Raw genomic sequence first — 26,548 nt, 5'->3', positions numbered from 1 at the left:
TTCATTACTCGATCACCCGCGGAACCAGATACAGGCCGTCTTCCACGGCCGGGGCAATGGCCTGGTAGGCGTCGCGCTGATTGCGTTCGGTGACGGCGTCGGCGCGCAGGCGCTGATGCGTTTCCAGCGGATGAGCGAGCGGCTCGATGCCGGTGGTGTCGACCGCTTGCATGCGATCGACCAGGCCCAGGATGTTGTTCAGGGTCTCGGTGGTGCGGGGCAGGTCGGCTTCATTCAGGCCTAGACGGGCCAGATGAGCGATCTTTTCCACCTCGGAGCGTTCAAGCGCCATCGGGATTCTCCAGCGGGAAGCGAATCGGGTACGCCTTCCGTCGGCAAAGGCCGACGCAAGAGCAGCAGGGTGCGAGCCGCAGCAGCGGGCATTCGAGCCCGGAAAAGCCGTCAATCTTACATGTCTGCGGCGCTTGCCGGTAGCGCGGCTGCGGCTTGCCGCTCATCCGGCGGGTTTTTGCGGTTGGTTATATTTTGGGCAGTGGCTCACGTATGGCCAGACGCGCGTCTACGAGCGCCTTGCCCTAAGTTCGCACCATTGTTAGAGTTTGCGGCACTTTTTTCCCCACGCGTTTGCCCCAGGGCCCTTTCCCCATGTTCAAAAAACTGCGTGGCATGTTTTCCAGCGATTTGTCGATCGACCTGGGCACTGCCAATACCCTCATTTATGTGCGCGACCGTGGCATCGTCCTGAACGAGCCGTCAGTGGTTGCCATTCGCTCCCACGGCAACCAGAAAAGTGTTGTCGCGGTGGGCACCGACGCCAAACGCATGCTCGGCCGGACCCCTGGCAACATCAACGCCATCCGCCCGATGAAAGACGGCGTGATCGCCGATTTCAGCGTGTGCGAAAAGATGCTGCAGTACTTCATCAACAAGGTTCATGAAAACAGTTTCCTGCAGCCCAGCCCGCGTGTTCTGATCTGCGTGCCCTGCAAATCGACCCAGGTCGAGCGCCGCGCGATTCGGGAATCGGCACTCGGTGCTGGCGCACGTGAGGTGTTCCTGATCGAAGAGCCGATGGCCGCGGCCATCGGCGCTGGACTGCCGGTCGACGAAGCGCGCGGTTCAATGGTTGTCGATATCGGTGGCGGTACCACCGAGATCGCGCTGATTTCCCTCAACGGCGTGGTCTATGCCGAGTCCGTGCGTGTAGGCGGCGACCGCTTCGATGAATCCATCGTCACCTATGTACGCCGCAACTATGGCAGCCTGATCGGTGAATCCACCGCCGAACGGATCAAGCAGGAAATCGGCACCGCGTTTCCGAGCAGTGATGTGCGTGAAGTCGACGTTCGTGGCCGTAACCTAGCCGAAGGTGTGCCGCGCAGCTTCACGCTCAACTCCAACGAGGTCCTCGAAGCGCTGCAGGAGTCGCTGGCGACTATCGTCCAGGCGGTCAAGAGCGCGCTGGAGCAATCCCCCCCCGAACTGGCTTCGGATATCGCCGAGCGCGGCTTGGTACTGACCGGTGGCGGCGCATTGTTGCGTGATCTCGACAAGCTGTTGGCGCAGGAAACCGGCCTGCCAGTCATCGTGGCCGAAGAGCCGCTGACCTGTGTGGCACGTGGTGGCGGTCGAGCGCTGGAAATGATGGACCGTCATGCCATGGATCTGTTGTCCACGGAGTGAGTGACAAGCGCTAGCAGGCCGTTTAAAAACTAGCTGCGTTGGCAAATACTTCGTTGAAAACAGCCTCAGAATGCTCATTTAGAAACCTAAACTGCGCTTCTTCGGCTGTTTCCGCCTCGTCTTGCCTGCCTCGCCTACGTTTTTCAACGGCCTGATAAGCTCCAAGCGCAAGCCGATAGCAGGGGCCGCTCTGCTCTCGGCTTGTCGCGTTTAGTTTGAAGCCTGCAGCTGCGAGGACCCGCCCATCAAACCACTGTTCGCCAAAGGACCCTTGCTTGGAGTTCGCCTGCTGGTGCTCTCCGTGCTCTGTGTCGCGTTGATGGTAGTGGATGCTCGCTTCGAGACCCTGAAGCCCTTGCGCAGCCAGATGGGACTTGTGCTGACCCCGTTCTACTGGCTGGCTGACCTGCCGGTGCGGACCTGGCAGCGGGCCACCGAGCAGATCAGCAGCAGCACCAGCCTGGTGGCCGAGAACGAGAAGCTCAAGGCGGAGGCGCTGTTGATGCAGCGGCGCCTGCAGAAGCTGGCGATGCTCACCGAGCAGAATGTGCGCCTACGCGAGCTGCTCAATTCCGCCGCCCTGGTCGACGACAAGGTGATCGTCAGCGAGCTGATCGGACTGGATCCCAACCCCTTCACTCATCGCATCTTGATCGACAAGGGCGAGCGCGACGGCGTGTTTCTCGGTCAGCCGGTACTCGACGCCAGCGGATTGATGGGGCAGGTCGTCGAGGTCATGCCCTACGCTGCCCGGGTGCTGCTGCTGACGGACGTGACCCATAGCATCCCGGTACAGGTCAATCGCAACGGTCTGCGCGCGATCGCGGTAGGCACCGGCAGCCCCGACTATCTCGAGCTGCGCCATGTCGCCGAGACAGCCGACATCAAAGAGGGCGATTTGCTGGTGAGCTCTGGGCTCGGACAGCGCTTTCCTAGCGGTTATCCGGTTGCGCAGGTCACCGAGGTGGTGCGCGGTTCCGGGCAGCCTTTCCTGATCGTCCGCGCCATCCCCACCGCCATGCTCAATCGTAGCCGCTACCTGTTGCTGGTCTTCAGTGATGCGCGGACGCCGGAAGAGCGCGCCACTGCGGCCGCGAAGGCTCAGGAATCGGCCGACCGCGAGGCAGCGCAGGCGACAACTGACCCCACAGATACAGCGGCTCCAGACGCGGCACCACCGAGCAACGAGGAGCGGCCATGATCCATGGGCGGCTGAATAACGGTTGGGTCATCTGGTTATCGATGGTGCTGGCCCTGCTGCTCAGTGTCGCTCCCATGCCCGCCAGTCTTGGTTTGGCGCGCCCGCTCTGGCTCGGCATGTTCATCGCTTATTGGGCGATCACCTTGCCTCATCGCGGCGGCATGGCGGCGGCATTCTTCTTCGGGCTGATGCTTGATGTGCTGTCTGGCACCTTGCTCGGGCAGAACGGCCTGCCGCTGATTCTGATCACCTTTCTCGTATTGAGTCTGCAGCAGCGACTGCGGATGTTTCCGCTGCTGCAGCAGAGTCTGGTGTTGCTGGTAATTCTTGGGCTCGGCCAGCTGGTGCAGTTGTGGCTCAACACGCTGACCGGTAATCGCCCACCGACGCTGTTGTTCCTCGTCCCCGTGCCGGTCAGTGCATTGCTATGGCCGTGGGTGTTCGTCGCCTTGCAATGGGCGCGGCGGCGCTTCAACGTCTACTAAGCCGTTGCCGATTGCTGCTGGGTTGCTTCCGGGGCTCGCCTGGATGTGCGAATCTGCTCCGCTCGTTGCACCCAAGGAGCTGGCATGTCCGAATTGTTTCTCGCCTCTGCGTCCCCGCGACGTCGTGAACTGCTGACGCAGATCGGCGTTCCGTTTTCCCTGATTTCGGTGTCCGTCGACGAAACGCCGGCAGCGACGGAATCACCTGACATCTACGTTCAGCGCTTGGCTCGCGAGAAAGCCCTGGCCGGTCTGTCACTGGTCGACCGTGACTCGGCGTGCGTGCTGGGCGCTGATACCACGGTGGTGCTGGATCAGCGCATCCTTGGCAAACCGGCTGGCAAGGCGGATGCGCTGGCGATGCTGCAGGCATTGTCCGATCGCCAGCATGAGGTGATGACCGCCGTCGCGTTGGCCAGCACGTCGGGCTGCGTGACGCGTCTGGTCACCAGCCGGGTGCGCTTTCGGCCGATCGGGGTCGACGAAGCCGAGGCCTACTGGGCCAGCGGCGAACCGCAGGACAAGGCCGGCAGCTACGCCATTCAGGGCTGGGGGGCGGTCTTCGTCAGCGAGCTGGAGGGTAGTTATTCGGCTGTGGTCGGCCTGCCGCTATGTGAGACGGCCCAGCTGCTCGACGCCTATGGGCTCCGGTACTGGTGTAAAAGCTTGGTATAGAGCCTGGGGCTTGGCGGCGTATGCCGTTAGAATCGAGCCAACTTGTCAGCTTCGGCTGCTATCAGGCCATTGAAAAACGTAGGCGAGGCAGGAAAGACGAAGCAGAACAGCCGAAGGAGCGCTGTTCAGGTGCTCTAAATGGGCATTTGATTGGGCTGGTGATCCGGACTGTTTTGACGACGCACTGCCAACGCAGATAGTTTTTCAGCAGCCTGGCATACCCCACCGCCATCAGCCGAGAACAATAATGAGCGAAGAAATCCTGATGAACATCACCCCCATGGAGTCCCGGGTGGCGGTGGTGGAAAACGGCGTCCTGCAGGAGGTGCACGTCGAGCGTACCCAACGCCGCGGCATCGTCGGCAATATCTACAAGGGCAAGGTAGTGCGGGTGCTTCCCGGTATGCAGGCGGCCTTCGTCGACATCGGCCTGGAGCGCGCGGCTTTCATCCATGCTTCGGAGATCTCCAGCCGTGAAGGTAACGCCGTCGAACCCATCAGTGCGCTGGTTCATGACGGGCAGGCGTTGGTCGTGCAGGTTACCAAGGACCCGATCGGCACCAAGGGCGCCCGACTGACCACGCAGCTCTCGATACCTTCGCGTTATCTGGTGTACATGCCCAAGACCTGCCATGTCGGCATCTCCCTGCGCATCGAAGACGAGGCTGAGCGCGATCGTCTCAAACAGGTGGTCGCCGAATGCATCGAGGCTGAAGGCATCAAGGAAACCGGCGGCTTCATCCTGCGCACCGCCGCCGAAGGCGCCGGCAGCGATGAAATACTCATGGATATCCGCTATCTGCGTCGCCTGTGGGAACAGATCGACGGTCAGATGACGACCGCCGGCGCGCCCTCACTGATCTATGAAGACCTGTCGCTGGCCATGCGCACCCTGCGTGATCTGGTCAATCCGCGTATCGAGAAGATCCGCATCGACTCACGTGAAAATTTTCAGAAGGTCAGCCAGTTCGTCGGTGAGCTGATGCCCGAGCTGAGTGAGCACCTCGAACATTACCCTGGCGAGCGGCCGATCTTCGATCTCTACAGTGTCGAGGACGAAATCCAGAAAGCCCTCGAGCGCAAGGTCATGCTCAAGTCAGGCGGCTATCTGATCATCGATCCGGCCGAAGCGATGACCACCATCGATGTGAACACGGGGGCCTTCGTTGGCCACCGCACCCTTGAAGAAACCATTTTCAAGACCAATCTCGAGTCGGCTACCGCCATCGCCCGTCAGCTGCGGCTGCGCAATATCGGCGGCATCATCATCATCGATTTCATCGACATGGAGGACGAAGAGCACCGGCGGCAGGTCCTGCGCACCCTGGAAAAGCAGCTGGAGCGGGATCACGCCAAGACCAACATCATCGGCATCACCGAGCTGGGACTGGTGCAGATGACCCGCAAGCGCACGCGCGAGAGCCTCGAGCAAGTACTGTGCGAGCCCTGTCTGTGCTGCCAGGGACGCGGCAAGCTGAAAACCCCGGAAACCGTCTGCTACGAGATCTTTCGCGAAATTCTTCGCGAGGCTCGCGCCTATCAGCCCGAAGGCTATCGCGTGCTGGCGAACCAGAAAGTCATCGACCGGTTGCTCGACGAAGAGTCCGGCAGTGTCGCCGATCTCGAGAGTTTCATTGGGCGCTCGATCAAGTTCCAGGTGGAGACCATGTATTCCCAGGAACAGTACGACGTGGTGCTGCTCTGACTAGATGCAAACCTGGCCATCCGGGCTCGGGTGTGCGGAGCGTACCCAAATGAGTCGGCTGCTGGCCCTTGTTCTCGTCTTCCTGCGCCGCAGTCTCTGGCTGGGTGCGATCGGCCTGATGCTGCTGGCGCTCTATGTGAGCCTCGGTCGGCAACTGGTGCCGCTGGTCGCCGAGTATCGCCTCGAAGTCCAGAACAAGGCGCGCGAACTGTTGAACGTGCCGATCGAACTCGGCAACTTGGAAGGCCGCTGGGAGGGTTTCTCGCCGAGGTTGCTGGCCCACGATGTGATCCTCGGCGAAGGCGACATGGCGATGCGGCTGGACCAACTTGCGCTGGTACCGGATATCGCTGCCAGTCTTCTGTCTCGTCAGCTGCAATTGAGGACGGTGGAGTTCGTCGGTGCCCATCTGAGCCTGGTCCAGGGTGCCGATGGTAGATGGCGCGTCGGCGGTCTGCCCGAGCGCGACGATCAGGGGCCGATTGACCTGCCGAAGCTCTTGGGTGAGTTGCAGCGGATTCAATATCTGCGATTGCTGGATAGCCAGATCACGCTTGAGGCGCACACCGAAGCGCCAGTCACCCTGACCTATGCCAATCTCGAACTGCACACTGCCGGCAAGCATTTGCGCCTCGACGGGCGCGTGTTGCTGCCTGACGGGCAGCCGCTGAGCACGCATGCTCAGGTGCGGGTGCAGGCCGATGACTGGCGTGCCAGTGAGGCCGAGCTCTACCTCAGCCTGCCGCAGAGCGACTGGGCGGCCTGGTTGCCGGCGAGCCTGACCGGTAGCTGGGCCTTGGATCAGCTCCAGGTCGGCGGCGAGGTGTGGCTTGACTGGCGTGAGCATGAGTTGGCCCGCGCGGTGGCTCGACTGAACGTACCGATACTGCGTGTGGGTCGATCGCAGCGGGAGCCGGTTCGGATCGAAGATCTGGCGGTGAATGCTTATCTCGACCGAGGGGTCGAAGGCTACCGGCTGCAGCTCGATGGCCTGGCGTTCACGTTCGCAGGAAACCGTTGGCGGGACACGGCAGTGCTGGTCCAACAGAACATCGCTGAGGATCGCTGGCGCCTGCAGTCCGATCACACCGCCGTCGGACCGATAGCGGCACTGGTTCATGCCGTGGTGCCATTACCTGAACTGGCAAACGAATACCTGCTCGGGTTGGCTCCGAGTGGAACGCTGCGCAATCTTCAGCTCGACTACCGGCCGACGGCACCCCGCGACGAACGTCTGGCATTCACTGCCAACCTCGATGCGGTCAGCATCGCCGCGCACGATTGGGTGCCCGCCGTGCACAACGTCAGCGGTGCGGTACAGGGCAATCTCGCCGGCGGGGAGCTGCGCTTCGATAACCGGGATTTCAGTCTGCATCTGGCTCAGTTGTTCCCGCGGCCCTGGGACTATTATCGTGCTCGCGGTCGCTTGCGTTGGGCGCTCGACGATCAGGCCGTCACGCTTGCCTCGCCCTATTTGCAGGTCGAGGGCGAGGAGGGGCAGATCGCCGGCGACTTTCTGATCCGTCTGATGCGCGATCCGGCGGCTGAGGACTATATGGATCTGCGCGTCGGTATTCGTGACGGCGATGCCCGCTTTACGGAGAAGTATCTGCCGACGCGCTCTCCGGCGCTGAGTCCGGCGCTAAGCGAGTGGCTGAACACGGCGATTCGCAGCGGCACTGTCGAACAGGGCTATTTCGAGTACCAGGGCTCGATAAACAAGAACGCCGACGATGCCGCACGCAGCTTGAGTCTGTATTTCAAGGTGAAGGATGCCGAGCTCGCATTCCAGCCCGGCTGGCCAATACTGCGCGAAGGCAGGGGTGAGGTGTTGATCGAGGACAGCGGCGTGCGGATCCGTCTTGCCGATGGGCGGATGCTCGACAGCCGGTTACATGACGCCACAGCTGAAATACCTCACGTTGCGGGCGATCAGACACTGCGCCTGGGCATCGAGGGACGTGTGGACGGCCGTCTGCGCGATGCACTGACGCTGATGCAGGTGGCGCCGATCGGCACGGGCGAGCTGTTCGCAGGTTGGCACGGCGAGGGGCCATTGAGCGGCACGCTCCAGCTGAACATCCCGCTGGCCAAGGGCGAGCAACCTCAGGTGATTGCCGACTTTTCCAGTACCGATGCCGCGCTGTTCATCAGGCAGGCGGACCTCCAGCTCGACGCATTGAGTGGCGAGTTTCGTTATGACAGCGAACGGGGCTTCAGCGCTAAGGCGTTTCGCGGCCGGACGCTGGGCAGTCCGATACAGGGCAAGGCCACCGCCACCGGGGCGCCGGGCGACCCGTCCACACGGATCGAAGCGTCGGGCACGGTAGCTCTGCAGCGACTTCTGGCGTGGCGCAAGATCGAACAGCCGCTGCCCCTCTCTGGAGAGCTGCCGTTCAGGCTGAGCCTGAACCTGAGTGGCGCCGACAACCAGCTACAAGTCGATTCGTCCCTGCTGGGTACCGCTCTGGCGCTACCGGTGCCGTTCGGCAAGCCGGCCGAACAGCGGCGCGACACCACGTTGCGTATGACCTTTGGTGGCGATCGACAGCGCTACACGCTGCGACATGGGACGCTGGCAGCACTGGCATTCGTCGTGCCAAACGGTGACTGGACCGAAGGTGGCGGCGAGCTGGTCTTGGGCGGTGGAGCGGCGAATCTGCGCACCGATCAGGGCCTCTATGTGCGAGGCGAGCTGTCGCAGCTCGAGCTGGGTGCATGGCAGGCGTTGTTGGAAACTTATGGCCAATCTTCGGCGGATCAGACCGGCGCCTCGATGCTGCGACAGGCCAACCTCGACATTGGTGCCTTTGATGGCTTTGGTACACATATCGACAACCTCGCCGTCGAGTTGCGGCGCTACTCCTCCGGATGGCTGCTTGGGCTGGACAGCGAGACGGTGGCCGGAACCGTCCGCTTGTCAGATACCGACGGCGAGCCCATCGCACTGGAGCTGTCGCGCGTGCGACTTCCTGCTGCCGAGCCGAGCAACCCCCAGGTGCCGCCTGGCGATGCGCTGGCAGCCGTCGATCCGAAGCGCTTGCCCGCGATGGATATCAGCGTGGCCCAGGTGCTGCGGGGCGAAGAGTTGATGGGGTCTGGATCATTGAAGATGCGGCCGAGCTCGGATGGCGTGGCGTTCTCGAATCTCGCCCTGGATCTGAAAGGTCTGAAATTGGGCGGCGCCGGCGGTTGGAATGCCACACGGACCTGGTACAAGGGCCGGCTAGAAGGCGAAAACGTGGCCGATGTATTGCTGGCCTGGGGGTTCGCGCCTTCGACCACCAGCAGGGATTTTCGTCTGGATGTGGACGGCAGCTGGCCCGGCTCGCCGGCATACTTCGCCCTGAACCGGTTGTCCGGCAGGCTCGACGCTCGGCTGCGCAAGGGCCAGCTGCGCGAGGTGGATGGTGGCGCGCAGGCGCTGCGGGTTTTCGGTCTGCTCAACTTCGACTCGATCGGCCGGCGTCTGCGGCTGGATTTCTCGGATCTGTTCAGCAAAGGTCTGAGCTACGATCGTATTCAGACCGAGCTGGTTGCGACCCATGGGGTTTACGTGACATCGCAGCCGCTCACGGTGGCCGGGCCGTCCAGCAATCTGGAGTTGAATGGCCAATTGGATCTGGTCAGGGATCAGATCGATGCCAAGTTGCTGGTGACGCTTCCTGTCAGCAACAACCTGCCATTGGCAGCGCTGATCGTCGGTGCTCCGGCCATCGGTGGTGCTCTGTTCGTCGTCGACAAGCTGCTGGGCGATAAGGTCGCCCGCTTCGCCACCGTTCAATACAACGTCGAGGGGCCATGGCAGGCGCCCAGGATCACCTTCGACAAACCCTTCGAGAAGCCCAACTGAGTGCCATTTGCAGCGAGCGGCTGAGCGCCGCAGGGGGTAGTCAAGCATGAGCCTCGCCGTCATTCAGATGGTCAGTCAGGCCGACATTCAGGCCAATCTCGCCAATGCCAGGCGGCTGTTGGAACAGGCCGTCGAGGGCGGTGCGCGGCTCGCGGTCCTGCCGGAAAACTTCGCCGCCATGGGGCGGACCGACCTGCCGGCGGTGGGCCGAGCCGAAGCCGAGGGCACCGGACCGATCCTGCCATGGTTGAAACAGACGGCCCGCGACCTCAGGTTATGGATAGTCGCCGGCACGCTGCCGTTGCCGCCGGATGATCAGCCGCAGGCGAAGGTCAGAGCCTGTTCGTTGCTGGTCGATGACCAAGGCGAGCGGATTGCGCGGTACGACAAACTGCATTTGTTCGACGCCCAGATCAGTGACGCGCGTGGCCGTTATCGGGAGTCGGACGACTACGCGGCGGGCGAGCGGGTGGTGGTCGTCGATACGCCGGTGGGACGACTGGGCATGACGGTCTGCTATGACCTGCGTTTCGCCGAGCTGTATGCGGCCCTGCGGTTGGCCGGCGCCGAGTTGATCAGCGTCCCGTCGGCTTTTACCACCGTCACCGGCCAGGCGCATTGGGAGATGTTGATACGCACGCGGGCCATCGAGACGCAATGCTATATGCTGGCCGCAGCACAGGGGGGCGAACACCCTGGCGGACGGTTGACCCATGGTCATTCGTCTATCGTGGATTACTGGGGGCGTGTGTTGGGCGAGCAATCGACGGGCGAAGCGGCACTGGTAGCCGACCGAGATGCGGCCGATCAGGCTGCGACGCGTCAGCGCATGCCCGTGCTGGACCATCGCCGATTCACTGCGCCCCGCATTGTCTCGGGCACCTTGGAGTAGATATGAGTGAACTGTTGTTACCTGTCACCGAGCGCCTGCTGACACCGGGTGGGTTGGAACTCGATGACCTGCCGGGTTTGCTCGGCGAGTTGGCCGGCCCCGGCATCGATGCCGCGGATCTGTATTTCCAGGACCAGGTGACCGAGTCCTGGGTGCTGGAAGACGGCATCGTCAAGGAAGGCGGCTTCCACCTGGAGCAAGGTGTGGGCGTGCGCGCGCTGTCCGGTGAAAAGACCGGTTTCGCCTACAGCAACGCGATCACCGCTGATGCGCTGCGCCAGGCCGCCGAGGCCGCGCGCTCGATTGCCCGCGGCGGCCAGCAAGGCCGTGTGCAGGTGCTGTCGAAGGCCGACTTCGCGCCGCTGTATGGCCGAGACAACCCGCTGGACGGGCTCGGTCGAGCAGAGAAAGTCGAGCTGCTCAAGCGGATCGACGTCGCGACGCGGGCCCTGGATCCGCGTATCAAGCAGGTCACGGTCAGCCTGGCGGGCGTATGGGAGCACATTCTGGTGGCCGGCCTTGACGGCGGCATGGCAGCGGATATTCGCCCGCTGGTGCGCTTCAACGTCAGCGTCATCGTCGAGCAGAACGGCCGTCGTGAGCGTGGCGGCCAGGGTGGCGGCGGGCGTACCGGATACGATTACTTCCTCAGCGAAGACCGGGCTATGGGCTATGCGCGCGAGGCGCTGCGACAGGCGCTGGTCAACCTTGAGGCCGTGGCGGCACCGGCCGGCACGCTGCCGGTGGTGCTCGGGCCAGGCTGGTCCGGGGTATTGCTGCATGAGGCGGTAGGTCATGGCCTGGAAGGTGACTTCAATCGCAAGGGCAGTTCGGCCTACAGCGGTCGGATCGGTCAGCAGGTGGCGTCCAAACTGTGCACCATCGTTGACGACGGCACGCTGGCCAACCGCCGCGGGTCGCTCAGCGTAGACGACGAGGGCACGCCTACTCAGTGCACCACGCTGATCGAGAACGGCATACTCAAGGGTTACATTCAGGACAAGCTCAACGCGCGCTTGATGGGCGTCGCACCTACCGGCAACGGCCGACGCGAGTCCTATGCTCACCTGCCGATGCCGCGGATGACCAACACCTACATGCTGGCCGGCGAGAGCGATCCGGAGGAAATCATTCGCTCGGTGAAAAAGGGCATCTACTGTGCGAGCCTCGGCGGCGGGCAGGTGGACATCACCAGCGGCAAGTTCGTGTTCTCGACCAGCGAGGCTTACTTGATCGAGGATGGCAAGATTACCGCGCCGGTGAAGGGCGCCACCTTGATCGGCAATGGACCGGAGGTAATGAACAAGGTCTCGATGGTCGGTACCGACCTGGCGCTGGATAGCGGCGTTGGCACTTGTGGCAAAGACGGCCAGTCGGTACCGGTCGGTGTGGGTCAGCCGACCCTGAAGATCGATGGCATCACGGTTGGTGGTACAGGGGCTTGACGCAGCGTCGGGTCATGACGATGTGCCAGTACCTAGCGCAAGCCGCGCAGGGTCTCGTCCAGCCCGCGGATGTACTTGAAGATCTTGCGGCTGGCTGCAGGCGGCTTGTTTCGTGCCGCTTCGTGCTGAGCGTGACGGATCAGGCCACGTAGATGCTGGCGGTCGGTCTCGGGATACTCGGTAATGAAGGCTTCGAGGGTTTCGTCGTTACCGGCAATGAGGCGGTCACGCCAGCGTTCCAGCGCATGGAAGCGTTCGTTGTATTGCCGAGTGGAGGCGTCGAGCTGGTCAACCAGGGCCAGGATGGCGTCGACATCCTGATCACGCATCAGTTTGCCGATGTACTGCAGGTGGCGTTTGCGTGCGATGTGCGCGGTGTGCTTCGGCGCATCGCCCAGGGCCTTGCGCAGGGCATCGGTGAGCGGTAGGCGGTCCAGGACGTCGGGCTTGAGGGTCGTGAGGCGTTCACCCAGCTCCTGCAGGGCATGCAGTTCACGCTTGACCTGGGTTTTGCTTTTTTCCTCGAAACCGTCGAGATCGGAAATATCAGACATGGGGTTGGTCCAGTAGGGAATGCCGCCATGATAACAGCAGCCTTGCCGTGGAGCTCAGCCGAGCGCGGTGGTTGCGATTGGATCGAATCAGTTGTTGGAGTGTTTATGAGCGAGATTGAGGGGATCGGCCCGCATGCGTTGCCCGGATTGCGTGAAAAGGTCGCGCGGATCATAGAGGAGGCCAGCCGGCAGGGTGCCAGCGCCTGCGAGGTGTCCGTCTCGATGGAGCAGGGCCTGTCGACCACGGTTCGTCAGCGAGAAGTGGAGACGGTCGAGTTCAATCGGGATCAGGGTTTCGGCATCACGCTGTACGTTGGTCAGCGCAAAGGCTCGGCAAGTACCACCGGTAGCGGCGATGAAGCGATTCGCGAAACCGTGGCAGCCGCGCTGGCGATCGCCAAGCATGCCTCGGAAGACGAGTTCGCCGGGCTTGCCGATCCGACGCTGATGGCCAAGGACGTGCCTGATCTCGATCTCTATCATCCGTGGGACATTTCCCCGGACCAGGCCGTCGAACTGGCGCTTAGCTGCGAGGCAGCTGCGTTCGACACCGACAAACGCATTCTAAATGCTGACGGCACCAGCCTTAGCACCCATCTGGGCTGCCGCGGCTATGGCAACAGCAACGGTTTTATCGGTACCTACTGCAGCACTCGTCACAGCCTCAGCAGTGTGATGATCGCCGAAGCCGATGGGCAGATGCAGCGTGACTACCACTACGACGTCAGTCGTGTCGCGGGTGACCTGGCGTCCGCCGAGTCGATTGGCCGGCGTGCCGCCGAACGCGCCGTCCGCCGTTTGGGCGCTCGTCCCGTACCGACCTGTGACGTCCCGGTGCTGTTCTCCTCGGAACTGGCGACGGGGCTGTTCGGGCACTTCCTCGCCGCGATTTCGGGTGGCAACCTCTATCGCAAGTCCTCCTATCTGGAAGATGCGTTGGGGCAGACGCTGTTTCCCGAGTGGTTGAGTCTCGACGAGCGCCCGCATTTGCTCCGTGGTCTGGCCAGTTCGTCCTATGACGGTGATGGTCTGGCGACCTATGCCAAGCCATTCGTCGAGAAGGGCAGGCTGCTTTCCTATGTGTTGGGAACCTACTCCGGACGCAAGTTGGGCATGCCCAGCACCGCCAACGCGGGCGGTGTACACAACCTTTTCGTTACCCATGGTGATGAAGATCAGACCGCACTGATCCGTCGTATGGGGCGTGGTTTGCTGGTCACCGAACTGATGGGGCAGGGCTTGAATCTGGTGACCGGCGACTACTCACGCGGCGCCGGAGGTTTTTGGGTGGAGAACGGCGAGATCCAGTTTCCGGTCCAGGAAGTCACCATCGCCGGCAACCTGCGCGATATGTTCCGTCAGATCGTCGCGGTGGGCTGTGACGTCGAGACGCGCAGTAGCATTCATACCGGCTCGGTGCTGATCGAACGGATGAAAGTGGCGGGCAGCTAGCTAGAACGGCAACGCGTTTCTTGACGTGGCTTTATTCGCCTTCTTCGAAATAGTTTTCGATCAGCGCGATCAACGCCTCGAGTGCCTCCTGCTCCCGCTCACCTTCGGCGTGCAGGTGCAGGATGGTGCCTTTGCTGGCGGCGAGCATCATCACGGCCATGATGCTCTTGCCGTCGATGAGGCTGGCCGGACAGCGTCCGACTCGGATGTCACAGGGGAACTGGTTGGCAACACCGACGAACTTGGCCGCCGCGCGGGCGTGCAGCCCCAGCTTGTTGATGATGGTGATCTCGCACGAGGGCATGTGTATTCCTAAGCCAGATCGCGGTGGCGGACCTGGACGTTCTTCAGTGGTTCGCGTAGCGCCTGACCGAGCCGCTCAGCGAGATAGACCGAGCGGTGATGCCCACCGGTGCAACCGATGGCGACCGTGACATAGGCGCGGTTGCTGGCGGCGAAACGCGGAAGCCATTTACTCAGGTAGGCCAGAATGTCCTGGAACATCTCTTCGACGTCCGCTTGTGTCGCGAGGTAATCGACAACGGGCTGATCCAGTCCGGAAAATTCACGCAGGTCGGCTTTCCAGTAAGGATTGGGCAGGCAGCGCACGTCGAACACCAGGTCGGCGTCCACTGGCATGCCTCGTTTGAAACCAAAAGACTCGAAGAGAAACGCCGTGCCCGGCTCAGGTTTGTTCAGCAGGCGCAGTTTCAGCGTGTCACGTAGCTGATAGAGGTTCAGGTGCGTTGTGTCGATCTTCAGATCGGCGTGGTCGATGATGGGCGCCAGTAGCAGCTCTTCGTCAAGAATGGCTTCGGCCAGGGAGCGATTCTGATTGGTCAGTGGATGTCGCCGTCGCGTTTCCGAGAAGCGCTTGAGCAGCGTCTCGTCCGCCGCATCGAGATACAGCACGTCGCACTGGATATAGCGGGCGCGGACATCTTCGAGTAGTTCCGGAAAGCGCTTCAGCTGGCTCGGCAGATTACGCGCGTCGATAGATACCGCGACCTGCGGCTGCAGCAGCTCCGTATGCAGCAATGCACGTTCCGCCAACTCCGGCAGCAGGCCCGCGGGAAGGTTGTCGATGCAGTAGAAGCCGTTATCCTCGAGCACGTCGAGCGCCGTGCTTTTGCCCGACCCGGACCGACCACTGACGATGATCAGGCGCATCGCAGCAAGAGGTCCGGCAGAGCGGGGGCTCGAACGCCTTGCAGTACGTAGCGCAGGCGGGTTGGGTGTGGGCAGATAGAAGGCACGTCTCTTTCCTCACTCAGCGTAGGCAATGCCGTTGCGCTAGCGACCGCTCTGAATATCGACGATAGCCTGATACAGATGCTGTCCCGTTGGGGCCTGGCGTAAACGTTCACGAACGTCCTCGCGGTCCAGCATGCTGGCGATCTGACGAAGCAGTTCGAGGTGTTCGTCGGTCGCCGCTTCCGGCACCAACAGCACGAATAGCAGATCGACCGGCGCGCCGTCGATGGCATCGAAGTCCACTGGCGCATCGAGCCGCAGCACCGCGCTGAGCGGTGATGTACAGCCGGGCATGCGGCAATGGGGGATGGCAATTCCGTTGCCGAAGCCGGTGGAGCCAAGTTTTTCGCGGGCGATGAAGCTCTCGAAGATGGCTTGGGAGTCCAGGTCTGGAAGGTCTTGGCCGAGCACCTTGGCGATCTGTTCCAGGACGCGTTTCTTGCTGCCGCCCGGTACGTTCACCAAGGAACGACCGGGGGTCAGAATGTTTTCGATTCGGATCATGATGGGTCAGCGAGCTAGGACGCCCTGGTTATGGTCGAGCTGTTTTTCTTTGTGCTTGATAAGCTGCCGGTCGAGCTTGTCGGCAAGCAGGTCTATGGCGGCGTACATATCTGCGTGTTCGGCGTTGGCGACGACTTCGCGCCCGGCTACGTGCAGCGTGGCTTCGGCCTTCTGCTTGAGCTTTTCGACCTGGAGAATCACCTGGACGGCAATGATGCGGTCGAAGTGCCGTTCCAGTCTGTCGAATTTTTCCTCGACGTAGTCACGCAGGGCTTCTGTGATTTCCAGGTGAAGGCCAGTGATGTTGACTTGCATACTGCATCTCCTTTTTGCCACGTGCGAATTGGCGAGCTGAGCACCCGCCACCGGAAGAAATCGACCAGGTCGCCTGGCATTTACATCAACCGCTTACGCTCGCTGGACGGCGCAATACCGAGTGATTCGCGGTACTTGGCGACGGTGCGGCGTGCAACTTGAATACCCTGTGCCTCCAGTAAACCAGCGATCTTGCTGTCGCTCAATGGCTTTTTCGGGTTTTCCGCGGCGACCAGCTTCTTGAGGATCGCGCGTATGGCGGTAGAAGAGCACTCGCCACCTTCGGCCGTACTGACGTGGCTGGAGAAGAAATATTTCAGCTCGTAGATGCCGCGAGGCGTGTGCATATATTTCTGGGTCGTGACCCGCGAGATCGTCGACTCATGCATGCCTACCGCCTCGGCGATGTCATGCAATACCAGCGGCTTCATGGCTTCATCGCCATGCTCGAAGAAGCCACGCTGATGCTCGACGATCTGCGTGGCGACCTTCATCAGCGTCTCGTTGCGACTGAGGAGGCTCTTGATGAACCAGCGCGCTTCCTGCAGCTGGTTGCGCATGAACGTGTTGTCGGCGCTGGAGTCGGCACGCTTGACGAAGCCGGCATACTGCGGATTTACCCGCAGGCGCGGCATCGCCTCTTGGTTCAGTTCGACCAGCCAGCGGCCATTGTGCTTGCGCACGATCACGTCGGGCACGACATACTCGGGCTCGCCTGCTTCGATCTGCGAGCCGGGCCGTGGATTGAGTGTTTGAATGAGGTCGATGACCTGACGCAGCTCGTCTTCCTTGAGCTTCATTCGGCGCATCAGCAGGCTGTAGTCGCGTCCACCGAGGGTGTCCAGATGGTCACTCACCAGCCGCATCGCCTCGCCCAGCCAAGGGGTCCGCTCGGGGAGCTGGCGCAGTTGCAGCAGCAGGCATTCGCGCAAATCACGCGCACCGATCCCGGCAGGTTCGAATTGCTGGATGCGGCGTAGTACCACTTCGATTTCGTCGAGCTCGATTTCGAGTTCAGGATCGAAAGACTCAAGGACTTCCTCGAGGGTTTCGTCGAGATAGCCCTGGGGGTTAATGCAGTCGATCAGGGTGGCTGCAATGAGGCGATCGGTGTCGCTCATCGGGGCGAGATTGAGTTGCCAAAGCAGATGGCTTTGCAGGCTCTCTCCGGAGGAGGTGCGGGTGGTGAAATCCCATTCGTCGTCATCACTGCTGGGAAGGCTGCTGGCGCTGGTCTGATAGATATCTTCCCAGGCGGTGTCTACCGGAAGCTCTTCAGGGATGCGATCGCCCCAGTCGCCTTCCTCGAGGTTCTCCACCGTGTTGATGGGCTCTTCGTAATGGTTATCCGGCTCGCTCTGTTCGCTCGAAGTGCTTTCCGGCTTCTTTTCGATGGACTCGGCCATCGGATCGGAGTTGTCGAAGTCGTCTCCGTCCTCTTCACGCTCGAGCATGGGATTCGAGTCCAGTGCTTCCTGAATCTCCTGCTGGAGATCGAGCGTGGACAATTGGAGCAGTCGTATGGCTTGTTGCAGCTGCGGTGTCATCGTCAGCTGCTGGCCCATCTTCAGGACTAGCGATGGTTTCATGGCAGAGGACTTCGAACCTTGTTTGCCGGCGCAACCGCGCCTGTTCCGATTTCGCTGACGCCGCGGGCGCCAATGTAAGCAAATTATATGCCTGCTAACGAAGCCTTTGCCTAGCCCTAGATGTTCGCCTCGATGGAAAAATTGGCATCAGAGTCGGAATTCGTGTCCGAGGTAGACTTCCTTGACCAACTGATTGGCCAGGATCGTTTCCGCGTTGCCCTCGGCAATCAGTTGGCCGTCGTTGACAATGTAGGCGGTTTCGCAGATATCCAACGTCTCGCGCACGTTGTGGTCGGTGATGAGCACGCCGATGCCCTTCGCTTTGAGATGGTGGATGATCTGCTTGATGTCCCCGACCGAAATCGGATCGACGCCGGCGAAAGGTTCGTCCAGGAGGATGAATTTGGGTGCGGTAGCCAATGCTCGAGCGATCTCGACGCGGCGCCGCTCACCGCCGGACAGGCTCATACCCAGGCTGTCGCGGATGTGGTGGATGTGGAATTCCTGCAGCAGCCCTTCCAGAGCCTGTTGGCGACCGCTGCGATCCAGATCCTTGCGGGTTTCCAGGATCGCCATGATGTTGTCGGTCACCGACAGCTTGCGAAAGATCGAGGCTTCCTGCGGCAGATAGCCGATGCCGGCCCGGGCACGGCCATGCATAGGCAGGTAGGTCACATCCTGGTCGTCGATCAGCACTCGTCCCTGGTCGGCCTTGACAAGGCCAACGATCATGTAGAAACAGGTGGTCTTGCCGGCGCCGTTCGGTCCGAGCAGGCCGACGATCTGCCCGCTTTCGATGGACAGGCTTACATCGCGCACGACCTGTCGGCTTTTGTAGCTTTTCGCCAGATGCTGGGCCTTGAGAATCGCCATTACTCGGTCTGCTCCGCGGCCTGTTGGTCCTTCTTGCGCGGCTGAATGACCATGTCCACGCGAGGGCGCGGCGTAGTGACATCGGTATCGGTGGCGCGGCCGGCATTGACGATCTGCCGCTGTGTGTCATAGACGATTTTCTCGCCTTCGAAGGTATTGCCTTCCTGCACGACTTTCGCCTGGTCGATCAGCACGATGCGTTCGTTGGCGGCGAAATACTGGATGGTCAGGCCATACGCCTTGACGATTTCCTTGTCCGCTGCCGGCTTCTGCTCGTAGTACGCGGGCTTGCCGATGGAGGTGAAGACCTCGACATCACCGTTCTTGTTCTGAGTGATGGTTACCGTATTGCCAGTGATCTTCATGGTGCCTTGGGTGATGACCACGTCGCCGCGATACACGGCAACGCCCTGTCGATCGTCCAGTTCCGCTGTATCGGCCTGCACGCGGATCGGCTGATTGCGGTCCTCGGGGAGCGCATGGGCGTTCGCGCCGAGCAGGAAAATGCTCACACCGAGCAGGAAAGGAAGGGTCTTAACGCAGCTCATGCTGGCCTCTTACATTGGATAGCAGGAGCATCCTGCCTTCGTTCAGGTACGCTTTCATACCCGTCGCGGTCGTTACGCCGTTTGCGGCGACGATTCTAACGGGTTGGCGGGTCTCGGCGTAATCCTTCTCGGGAAACACCGTCATTCGACTGGAAGTGATAATCGTAGGGCGTCCCTTGGCGTCGTTCCGCTCGACCCTGACGTTGTCGATCAACTCGACTTCCTCGCCCTGTGGGCCGACTTCACCGCGCTCACTGGTCACATGCCACGGCAGATCGGAGCCCCTGTAGGAATGAAGGTCGGGGCGAGTCAGCAGGCTGACGTCACTGGCCTTGATGTGCTCCACCTTCTCGGCGGACAGCTCGTAATTGCGCTTGCCGTCTGGCTGATACTGAATGGTCCGAGAGTTGACGACATAGAAATCGATCGGCGTTTCGCCGCCCTGGCTCACGGGAGCTTCCTGCATGAAGCTCTCGGGGCGGATGTTCCAGTAGCCGACTGCGATCAGCAGCAGGGCGATCAGCAACAGGATGACAGGAAGACGGATTCTGCTCAGCATTGAAACCTCTAGAGGTAGGCGGCCTGGGCTGCATCGAGACTGCCCTGGGCGCGCATGATCAGTTCGCAGAACTCTCGTGCCGCGCCCTCGCCACCGCGGGCGGCGGTGACCCCGTGCGCATGCTGGCGGACGAAGGCATCGGCGCTGGCCACCGCCATGCCCAGGCCGACACGGCGGATTACCGGCAGATCGGGCAGATCGTCGCCCAGGTAGGCGACCTCAGCGTAGTCGAGTCCGAGCTCGGTGAGTAACTCATCGAGGACCACCAGTTTGTCTTCGCGGCCCTGATACAGGTGCTGGATACCGAGGTTCTGCGCTCGGCGCTCGACGACCGGCGTCTTGCGGCCGCTGATGATAGCGGTACGCACACCCGAATTGATCAGCATCTTGATCCCGTGACCATCAAGGGTGTTGAACGTCTTGAATTCGCTACCGTCGACTAGAAAGTACAACTTGCCGTCCGTGAGCACGCCATCGACGTCGAAAATGGCCAGGCGAATATCGCGGGCGCGCCGCAGTAGATCGTTCACTTACATCACTCCCGCACGCAGCAGATCGTGCATGTTCAGCGCGCCGACCGGTCGGTCGCTCTCATCGACCACTACCAGCGCGTTGATCTTGTTGTCTTCCATGATCTTCAGTGCTTCGGCGGCCAGCATGTCGGCATGGGCGGTCTTGCCGTGAATCGTCATGACCTGGTCGATACTGGCCTGACGCACATCGATACCTTTGTCCAGTGTGCGGCGCAGATCGCCGTCGGTGAAGATTCCGGCCAGGCGGCCGTCTGCTTCCAGCACCGCTGTCATGCCCAGTCCTTTCTGGGTCATTTCCAGCAGTGCATCGCGCAGCGTTGTGCCGCGGTTGACCAGCGGCAGGCGATCACCGGAATGCATGACATGTTCGACTTTCAATAGCAGACGCCTGCCCAGTGCACCGCCCGGATGCGAAAAGGCGAAATCCTCCGCGGTGAAGCCGCGGGCTTCGAGTAGGGCAATCGCCAGCGCGTCTCCAAGTACCAGACTGACCGTGGTCGACGAAGTGGGCGCAAGGTTCAGTGGGCATGCCTCGATGGCAACGCTCGCGTCGAGGTTGACTGATGCCGCCTTGGCCAGCACCGACTCGGGGTTGCCGGTCATGCTGATCAGGGTGATGCCGAGGCGCTTGATCAATGGCAGCAGCGTCACGATTTCGCTGGTGGTGCCCGAGTTGGAAAGCGCCAGCACGACATCATCACGGGTGATCATGCCCATGTCGCCATGACTGGCTTCGGCCGGATGAACGAAGAATGCGGCGGTGCCGGTGCTGGCGAGCGTGGCGGCAATCTTGTTGCCGATATGTCCCGACTTGCCCATGCCGACCACGACGACGCGGCCTTTACACTGGAGAATGAGCTCGCATGCCTTGACGAACGGCGCATCAACCCGTGTCGTGAGTTGCTCGACGGCCTCTAGTTCCATGCGGATGGTGCGCTGTGCCGTCTCGATCAGCTGGCTGCTCTGACTCATGTTCACGTCGTCGCCTGAAAATGGAAACGCGGGATTATAACGGTAAAACCCAGCGCCGCTCACCGAAAAGCTTTCGAGCCGATCGTGGTCGTTGGAGCTGAACCGAAGCTGAACGAATGTGCGCTCGTTCATGCGCCGATACAGGCCTTTGCTTGGGACGTCCCGAGGGCGGTGCTATAGTTCGCGCCGCCAAAACGGCTCTGCGAAGTATCTCCCCAAGATCGGAGGGCGTCTGATTCGCAGGCTGTATCCAAGGAGATCCGATGAGCGCCGCCAACGCTAACGCCGTCGAGCTGAAGGGTGTGACCTTCATGCGCGGGGAGCGGAGCATATTCAACAACGTCGATATCGCCATACCGCGAGGCAAGGTGACGGCCATCATGGGCCCGTCCGGCTGTGGCAAGACCACGCTGTTGCGGCTGATCGCCGCCCAGCTCAGGCCCGCGCGCGGAGAGGTGTGGGTGGCCGGCACCAACCTGCCGACCCTGTCGCGCCGGGAATTGTTCGACATGCGCAAGCAGATGGGCGTGCTGTTCCAGAGCGGAGCCCTGTTCACGGACCTCGACGTGTTCGAGAACGTGGCCTTCCCGCTGCGCGTGCATACCAAGCTGCCGGAAGAGATGATCCGCGACATCGTACTGATGAAGCTTCAGGCAGTGGGGCTGCGCGGCGCGGTCGAGTTGATGCCCGACGAACTGTCCGGAGGCATGAAGCGTCGTGTGGCGCTGGCGCGCGCGATCGCACTGGACCCCCAGATCCTGATGTATGACGAACCTTTTGCCGGTCAGGACCCGATTGCCATGGGAGTTCTGGTGCAGTTGATTAGAATGCTGAACGACGCCCTGGGCATTACCAGTATCGTGGTTTCCCATGATCTGGCTGAAACCGCGAGCATCGCCGATTACATCTATGTGGTGGGTGACGGTCAGGTGCTGGGGCAGGGAACGCCCGCCGAGCTGCGCGAATCGACCAGCCCGCGAATTCAACAGTTCATGAAAGGGGCTGCGGACGGGCCGGTGCCTTTCCATTTTCCGGCACCGGCCTATGCCGAGGATCTGCTGCGAGGCTCCGATGCGTAAGCGTTCATTGATCGAGCGAATCCGGATGTTTGGTGAGGGCGGGCTGAACGTGGTCGCGGCGCAGGGGCGGGCGACTTTGTTCCTGTTCCATGCGTTGTTCGGGCCCAGTGGGTTGAGCAATCGCTTCTCGTTGCTGGTTCGGCAGCTTTACTCGGTCGGCGTGCTCTCGCTGGCCATCGTGGTGGTGTCCGGTATCTTCATCGGCATGGTGTTGGCGCTGCAGGGCTACAGCATTCTCAGCAGCTACGGCTCCGAGCAGGCGGTGGGGCAGATGGTGGCGCTGACGTTGCTGCGTGAACTGGGACCGGTGGTCACCGCCTTGCTGTTTGCCGGGCGCGCCGGGTCTGCGCTGGCTGCGGAAATCGGCAACATGAAGTCCACCGAGCAGTTGTCCAGCCTTGAAATGATCGGCGTCGATCCGCTGAAATACATCATCGCGCCGCGGTTATGGGCCGGCTTCATCTCTCTGCCGTTGCTGACTGTGATTTTCAACGTGGTCGGCATCTGGGGCGGGGCGATGGTGGCCGTGGACTGGCTCGGCGTTTATGAAGGCTCGTTCTGGGCCAACATGCAAAACAGCGTCACCTTTACCTCTGACGTGCTCAACGGCGTTATCAAGAGCATGGTGTTCGCCGTGGTGGTCACCTGGATCGCGGTGTTTCAGGGCTATGACTGCGAACCGACCTCCGAGGGCATCAGCCGCGCCACCACTCGAACCGTGGTTTACGCCTCGCTGGCAGTACTTGGCCTCGACTTTATTCTGACCGCCTTGATGTTTGGAGATTTTTGATGCGTATCCGCACCCTGGAAATCGGTGTTGGCCTGTTCCTGCTGGCGGGCGTTCTGGCGCTCCTGTTGCTTTCACTGCGGGTCAGTGGGCTGAACGTCGACAGTGCAGACACCTACAAGCTGTACGCTTATTTCGACAATATTGCCGGTCTCAGTGTCCGATCCAAGGTCACCATGGCTGGTGTGACCATTGGCAAGGTGACCGCGATTGATTTGGACCGTGAAAGCTATACCGGCCGTGTCACGCTGGATATCCAGAAGGACATCGACATTCTTCCGGTCGACTCTACGGCGTCGATTCTGACCGCCGGCTTGCTGGGCGAGAAATATATCGGTATCAGCGTCGGTGGCGAAGAGGAAACTTTGGCGGACGGCGATACGATTCGTGATACCCAGTCGTCCTTGGTTCTGGAAGAGCTGATCGGCAAGTTTTTGCTTAATTCGGTCAATAGAGAGTGAGGAGTATCCACATGATGAATGCCCTGCGTCGCGGCTTGCTGGTGTTATTGGCCACCCTGCCCATGTTGGCTCTGGCGGCCCCTAGCGCTCACGAAGTGATCCAGAAAACCACCGATGAGCTGCTCGCCGATCTCAAGGCCAACAAGGATCAGTACCGTCAGGACCCGAATGCGTTCTACGAGTCGCTCAACGACATTCTCGGTCCGGTGGTCGATGCGGAAGGGATTTCCCGCAGCATCATGACGGTGAAGTACTCGCGTAACGCCAGTCCGGAGCAGATGACTCGCTTTCAGGAAAACTTCAAGCGCAGCCTGATGCAGTTCTATGGTAACGCCTTGCTGGAATACAACAATCAGCAGATCCGCGTGTTGCCGTCCAGTGGCAAGCAGGATGCCGAACGCACCAGCGTTGGTATGGAAGTGACCGGCCGCCAGGGCGAGATCTATCCGGTGTCCTACACCATGGTCAATCAGGGCGGTGAATGGCGTGTCCGCAATGTGATCATCAACGGGATCAATATCGGCAAGCTGTTCCGTGACCAATTCGCCGATGCGATGCAGAAGAACGGCGGAAATTTGGACAAGACCATCGATGGCTGGGCTGAAGTGGTTGCACGAGCCAAGGATACCGAGGCCGGCCAGCAGGCGGCGGGCGATGAGTGAGGCATTGGTCGAAGGTGGCGCCGATGGTGAGCTACGGCTTTCCGGCGTGCTCGACTACCAGACCGGGCCGACCCTGCGGCGCACCGGCCAAGACCTGATCCGCAAGGGCAAGGCAAGGCGGGTGCTGATCGATTGCACTGCCGTGGAGAAGTCCAGCAGCGTCGGGCTTTCATTGCTGCTTGCCTTTACCCGCGACGCCATGGCGGCGGGTCGTGAGGTATTGATCGTCGGCATGCCGGAAGACATGCGAGAAATCGCTCGGGTATCCGGCCTGCTGGACGTTTTCGCTTTGGCGGACGAAGCACGAGGAGCTGTCTGATGTTGCTGCGATGGGCCGAATCGACGCGAGCCAAGGTGCATCTGCTTGCGGAGTCGCTGGGCAACCTGTTGGTCGAGACGTTTCACTACCTGTCGCTGTTCGCCATTGGCGCCATCACCGCATGGGCCGGCTTGCTGACCTTTCTCGACATGCTCGGCAAGGGCAGTATCAGCGTCGATGACATTCTGTTGCTATTCATCTATCTCGAACTCGGCGCGATGGTCGGCATTTATTTCAAGACCAACCATATGCCGGTGCGATTCCTGATCTACGTGGCGATCACCGCGTTGACCCGGCTGCTGATTTCTGACGTTTCGCACCATCATGCTCCTGACATGGGCGTCGTCTATATTTCCGGAGCGATTCTGTTGCTGGCGATGGCCATTCTGGTGGTGCGCTTCGCTTCTTCTCGTTTTCCGGCGGTTTCGGCTCCTGGCCGGCACCCGCTGCGGCGCGACAACGATGCCGAAACCCTCGATTGAGCGAGTTCGTCAGGCAGGGCGGCTTCGGGGTTCGCAGCCTTCGGGCTTTTTTGTATGATGGCCGGCCGCGCGCGTCCGGCGCCGATCGAGGTTGAACATGCAGGCCGTAGAAGTTAAGAATTTTCTGGAACAGAAGCTTTCAGGTGCTCAGGTGGAAGTCGAAGGCGAAGGCTGCAACTTCCAGCTGAACGTGATCAGTGACGAGCTGGCTGGTCTGGGGCCGGTCAAGCGTCAGCAGCAAATTTACGCGCATCTGAACCCATGGATCGCCGATGGCAGCATTCACGCCGTCACGATGAAATTCTTCAGCCGTGCCGACTGGCTTGCACGCAGCTGATCGCCGGTCGCGACAGATATCTTTCAGCCCGTGCGCAGGCGGTGACGCCGTGCACGGCTCCTCTTCGCAAGCGCTTCGCGCCTGCGGGTTACGGGAACATCCATGGACAAATTGATCATTACCGGCGGTGCCCGCCTCAATGGCGAGATTCGCATCTCCGGTGCCAAGAACTCGGCCCTGCCAATTCTGGCCGCCACGCTGCTGGCCGATACGCCAGTTACCGTCTGCAACCTGCCGCACCTGCATGACATCACCACCATGATCGAACTGTTCGGTCGCATGGGTGTGCAGCCGGTCATCGATGAAAAGCTCAGCGTTGAAGTCGACGCCAGCAGCATCCAGACGCTGGTCGCGCCTTACGAGCTGGTCAAGACCATGCGCGCCTCGATCCTGGTGCTCGGGCCCATGGTGGCGCGCTTCGGCGAGGCGGAAGTCGCCCTGCCGGGTGGCTGTGCCATCGGTTCGCGCCCGGTCGACCTGCACATCCGCGGCCTGGAAGCGATGGGCGCGCAGATCGATGTCGAAGGCGGCTATATCAAGGCGCGGGCGCCGGCTGGCGGCTTGCGTGGCGCGCATTTCTTCTTCGATATCGTCAGCGTGACCGGCACCGAGAACATCATGATGGCGGCGGCGCTGGCCAATGGCCGCAGCGTGCTGGAAAACGCCGCCCGTGAGCCGGAAGTGGTCGACCTGGCCAACTTCCTCAACGCCATGGGCGCGCAGATTTCCGGTGCGGGTACCGATACCATCACCATCGACGGCGTGAAGCGCCTGGGTGGTGGTCGCTACAGCGTGATGCCGGACCGTATCGAGACGGGCACTTACCTGGTCGCCGCTGCCGCAACCGGTGGACGAGTAAAGCTCAAGGACACCGATGCCACTCTGCTCGAGGCGGTGCTACACAAGCTCGAGGAGGCTGGTGCTCACATCGACACCGGCAGTAATTGGATCGAGCTTGATATGAAGGGTAATCGGCCGAAAGCGGTGAACGTCCGTACGGCACCTTACCCGGCCTTTCCCACCGACATGCAGGCGCAGTTCATTGCCATGAACGCGGTCGCCGAAGGCACTGGCACGGTTATCGAGACGGTGTTCGAGAATCGCTTCATGCACGTCTACGAAATGAACCGCATGGGCTCGCAGATTCTCGTCGAGGGCAATACCGCGATCGTGACCGGTGTACCGAAGCTCAAGGGCGCACCTGTCATGGCGACCGATCTGCGCGCTTCGGCGAGCCTGGTGATCGCCGGTCTGGTCGCCGAAGGCGATACTCTGATCGATCGCATCTACCACATCGACCGTGGTTACGAGTGCATCGAAGAAAAGCTGCAATTGCTGGGCGCCAAGATCCGCCGCGTACCGGGCTAG

The 26,548-nt window shown here is 61.2% G+C and carries 29 protein-coding genes; 17 read left to right on the top strand and 12 right to left on the bottom strand.

Translation table 11 applies throughout. The features are described 5' to 3' along the window. Nucleotides 1-4: 4 nt before the first annotated feature. A complete protein-coding gene (gene gatC / locus ACL0K2_RS09015) occupies nt 5-292 on the bottom strand; it encodes an Asp-tRNA(Asn)/Glu-tRNA(Gln) amidotransferase subunit GatC (RefSeq protein ID WP_045163524.1) in 288 nt (95 codons plus the stop codon). Between the two features lie 314 nt (nt 293-606). Here gatC and mreB point away from each other — a divergent pair, with 314 nt between their 5' ends. From mreB to tldD, 8 genes are all read left to right on the top strand, one after another. Beyond that, nucleotides 607-1,644, top strand: a complete 1,038-nt coding sequence (gene mreB / locus ACL0K2_RS09010; RefSeq protein WP_025242938.1) for a rod shape-determining protein MreB — start codon at nt 607-609, stop codon at nt 1,642-1,644. Between the two features lie 292 nt (nt 1,645-1,936). Beyond that, a complete protein-coding gene (mreC, locus tag ACL0K2_RS09005; protein ID WP_413044455.1) occupies nt 1,937-2,845 on the top strand; it encodes a rod shape-determining protein MreC in 909 nt (302 codons plus the stop codon). Beyond that, the gene (gene mreD, locus ACL0K2_RS09000) at nt 2,842-3,330 is read left to right on the top strand and encodes a rod shape-determining protein MreD (RefSeq protein WP_045163522.1); all 489 of its coding nucleotides are present in this window, start codon (nt 2,842-2,844) and stop codon (nt 3,328-3,330) included. Before mreC ends, mreD begins: the two co-directional genes overlap by 4 nt. 84 nt (nt 3,331-3,414) lie before the next feature. Then, nucleotides 3,415-4,005 carry a Maf family protein gene (locus tag ACL0K2_RS08995; protein ID WP_239610509.1) on the top strand — a complete coding sequence of 197 codons (591 nt, stop codon included), beginning with the start codon at nt 3,415-3,417 and terminating at the stop codon, nt 4,003-4,005. A 247-nt stretch (nt 4,006-4,252) separates the two neighbouring features. Beyond that, nucleotides 4,253-5,710, top strand: coding sequence for a ribonuclease G (gene rng, locus ACL0K2_RS08990; RefSeq protein WP_045163520.1), 1,458 nt, complete (start codon nt 4,253-4,255; stop codon nt 5,708-5,710). Between the two features lie 49 nt (nt 5,711-5,759). After that, nucleotides 5,760-9,563, top strand: a complete 3,804-nt coding sequence (locus tag ACL0K2_RS08985) for a YhdP family protein (protein WP_413044254.1) — start codon at nt 5,760-5,762, stop codon at nt 9,561-9,563. Nucleotides 9,564-9,609: 46 nt separating this feature from the next. After that, complete coding sequence (locus ACL0K2_RS08980; protein WP_413044253.1) at nt 9,610-10,455, top strand: carbon-nitrogen hydrolase family protein; 846 nt, start codon at nt 9,610-9,612, stop codon at nt 10,453-10,455. Nucleotides 10,456-10,457: 2 nt separating this feature from the next. Further along, on the top strand, nt 10,458-11,900 hold the full coding sequence (gene tldD / locus ACL0K2_RS08975) for a metalloprotease TldD (RefSeq protein WP_045163517.1): 1,443 nt from the start codon (nt 10,458-10,460) through the stop codon (nt 11,898-11,900). 32 nt (nt 11,901-11,932) lie between these two features. Here tldD and yjgA read toward each other — a convergent pair whose 3' ends face one another. Beyond that, nucleotides 11,933-12,454 carry a ribosome biogenesis factor YjgA gene (gene yjgA, locus ACL0K2_RS08970; protein ID WP_045163516.1) on the bottom strand — a complete coding sequence of 174 codons (522 nt, stop codon included), beginning with the start codon at nt 12,452-12,454 and terminating at the stop codon, nt 11,933-11,935. A gap of 105 nt (nt 12,455-12,559) precedes the next feature. Between yjgA and pmbA the strand changes: the two genes are divergently transcribed. After that, nucleotides 12,560-13,906 carry a metalloprotease PmbA gene (gene pmbA, locus ACL0K2_RS08965; RefSeq protein WP_045163515.1) on the top strand — a complete coding sequence of 449 codons (1,347 nt, stop codon included), beginning with the start codon at nt 12,560-12,562 and terminating at the stop codon, nt 13,904-13,906. Nucleotides 13,907-13,937: 31 nt separating this feature from the next. Here pmbA and ACL0K2_RS08960 read toward each other — a convergent pair whose 3' ends face one another. The 10 genes from ACL0K2_RS08960 to ACL0K2_RS08915 all read right to left on the bottom strand — a co-directional run bounded on the left by ACL0K2_RS08960 (nt 13,938) and on the right by ACL0K2_RS08915 (nt 21,053). Beyond that, nucleotides 13,938-14,210 (bottom strand): HPr family phosphocarrier protein, encoded by a 273-nt coding sequence (locus tag ACL0K2_RS08960; RefSeq protein WP_045163514.1) that lies wholly within the window; start codon nt 14,208-14,210, stop codon nt 13,938-13,940. A gap of 8 nt (nt 14,211-14,218) precedes the next feature. Continuing rightward, a complete protein-coding gene (gene rapZ / locus ACL0K2_RS08955; protein WP_045163513.1) occupies nt 14,219-15,076 on the bottom strand; it encodes an RNase adapter RapZ in 858 nt (285 codons plus the stop codon). 123 nt (nt 15,077-15,199) lie between these two features. Then, nucleotides 15,200-15,664: a PTS IIA-like nitrogen regulatory protein PtsN gene (gene ptsN / locus ACL0K2_RS08950; RefSeq protein ID WP_045163512.1), complete on the bottom strand. Its 465-nt coding sequence runs from the start codon at nt 15,662-15,664 to the stop codon at nt 15,200-15,202. A gap of 6 nt (nt 15,665-15,670) precedes the next feature. Next, the gene (gene hpf / locus ACL0K2_RS08945) at nt 15,671-15,979 is read right to left on the bottom strand and encodes a ribosome hibernation-promoting factor, HPF/YfiA family (protein ID WP_045163511.1); all 309 of its coding nucleotides are present in this window, start codon (nt 15,977-15,979) and stop codon (nt 15,671-15,673) included. An 80-nt stretch (nt 15,980-16,059) separates the two neighbouring features. Next, nucleotides 16,060-17,568, bottom strand: coding sequence for an RNA polymerase factor sigma-54 (locus tag ACL0K2_RS08940; RefSeq protein ID WP_045163510.1), 1,509 nt, complete (start codon nt 17,566-17,568; stop codon nt 16,060-16,062). Nucleotides 17,569-17,715: 147 nt separating this feature from the next. After that, on the bottom strand, nt 17,716-18,441 hold the full coding sequence (gene lptB / locus ACL0K2_RS08935; RefSeq protein WP_045163509.1) for an LPS export ABC transporter ATP-binding protein: 726 nt from the start codon (nt 18,439-18,441) through the stop codon (nt 17,716-17,718). Next, complete coding sequence (gene lptA, locus ACL0K2_RS08930; RefSeq protein WP_045163508.1) at nt 18,441-18,989, bottom strand: lipopolysaccharide transport periplasmic protein LptA; 549 nt, start codon at nt 18,987-18,989, stop codon at nt 18,441-18,443. Before lptA ends, lptB begins: the two co-directional genes overlap by 1 nt. Next, a complete protein-coding gene (gene lptC / locus ACL0K2_RS08925) occupies nt 18,976-19,548 on the bottom strand; it encodes an LPS export ABC transporter periplasmic protein LptC (protein ID WP_045163507.1) in 573 nt (190 codons plus the stop codon). The genes lptA and lptC overlap by 14 nt, the downstream gene beginning before the upstream one ends. 8 nt (nt 19,549-19,556) lie before the next feature. After that, on the bottom strand, nt 19,557-20,078 hold the full coding sequence (locus tag ACL0K2_RS08920; RefSeq protein WP_045163506.1) for a KdsC family phosphatase: 522 nt from the start codon (nt 20,076-20,078) through the stop codon (nt 19,557-19,559). Beyond that, nucleotides 20,079-21,053, bottom strand: a complete 975-nt coding sequence (locus tag ACL0K2_RS08915) for a KpsF/GutQ family sugar-phosphate isomerase (protein ID WP_413044252.1) — start codon at nt 21,051-21,053, stop codon at nt 20,079-20,081. A 263-nt stretch (nt 21,054-21,316) separates the two neighbouring features. On the opposite strand from ACL0K2_RS08915, the gene ACL0K2_RS08910 reads away from it, so the two are divergent. From ACL0K2_RS08910 to murA, 8 genes are all read left to right on the top strand, one after another. Further along, a complete protein-coding gene (locus tag ACL0K2_RS08910) occupies nt 21,317-22,132 on the top strand; it encodes an ATP-binding cassette domain-containing protein (protein ID WP_045163505.1) in 816 nt (271 codons plus the stop codon). After that, nucleotides 22,125-22,922 (top strand): lipid asymmetry maintenance ABC transporter permease subunit MlaE, encoded by a 798-nt coding sequence (gene mlaE, locus ACL0K2_RS08905; RefSeq protein ID WP_045163504.1) that lies wholly within the window; start codon nt 22,125-22,127, stop codon nt 22,920-22,922. The genes ACL0K2_RS08910 and mlaE overlap by 8 nt, the downstream gene beginning before the upstream one ends. After that, entirely contained in the window at nt 22,922-23,380 is a 459-nt protein-coding gene (gene mlaD, locus ACL0K2_RS08900) for an outer membrane lipid asymmetry maintenance protein MlaD (protein ID WP_045163503.1), read from the top strand. Before mlaE ends, mlaD begins: the two co-directional genes overlap by 1 nt. 11 nt (nt 23,381-23,391) lie before the next feature. After that, complete coding sequence (locus ACL0K2_RS08895; protein WP_045163502.1) at nt 23,392-24,042, top strand: phospholipid-binding protein MlaC; 651 nt, start codon at nt 23,392-23,394, stop codon at nt 24,040-24,042. Continuing rightward, complete coding sequence (locus ACL0K2_RS08890; RefSeq protein WP_413044251.1) at nt 24,035-24,361, top strand: lipid asymmetry maintenance protein MlaB; 327 nt, start codon at nt 24,035-24,037, stop codon at nt 24,359-24,361. The genes ACL0K2_RS08895 and ACL0K2_RS08890 overlap by 8 nt, the downstream gene beginning before the upstream one ends. Next, nucleotides 24,361-24,843: a phosphate-starvation-inducible protein PsiE gene (locus ACL0K2_RS08885; RefSeq protein ID WP_045163500.1), complete on the top strand. Its 483-nt coding sequence runs from the start codon at nt 24,361-24,363 to the stop codon at nt 24,841-24,843. The genes ACL0K2_RS08890 and ACL0K2_RS08885 overlap by 1 nt, the downstream gene beginning before the upstream one ends. Before the next feature lie 97 nt (nt 24,844-24,940). Next, on the top strand, nt 24,941-25,180 hold the full coding sequence (locus tag ACL0K2_RS08880; RefSeq protein WP_045163499.1) for a BolA family protein: 240 nt from the start codon (nt 24,941-24,943) through the stop codon (nt 25,178-25,180). Nucleotides 25,181-25,282: 102 nt separating this feature from the next. Next, nucleotides 25,283-26,548, top strand: a complete 1,266-nt coding sequence (gene murA, locus ACL0K2_RS08875) for a UDP-N-acetylglucosamine 1-carboxyvinyltransferase (RefSeq protein ID WP_045163498.1) — start codon at nt 25,283-25,285, stop codon at nt 26,546-26,548.

It is taken from the genome of Pseudomonas sp. YJ42 (assembly GCF_047225135.1).
GTDB lineage: Bacteria > Pseudomonadota > Gammaproteobacteria > Pseudomonadales > Pseudomonadaceae > Stutzerimonas > Stutzerimonas stutzeri_E.
Note: the sequence above shows the minus strand (reverse complement) of the source record. Positions and strands in the feature narration are given on the sequence as shown.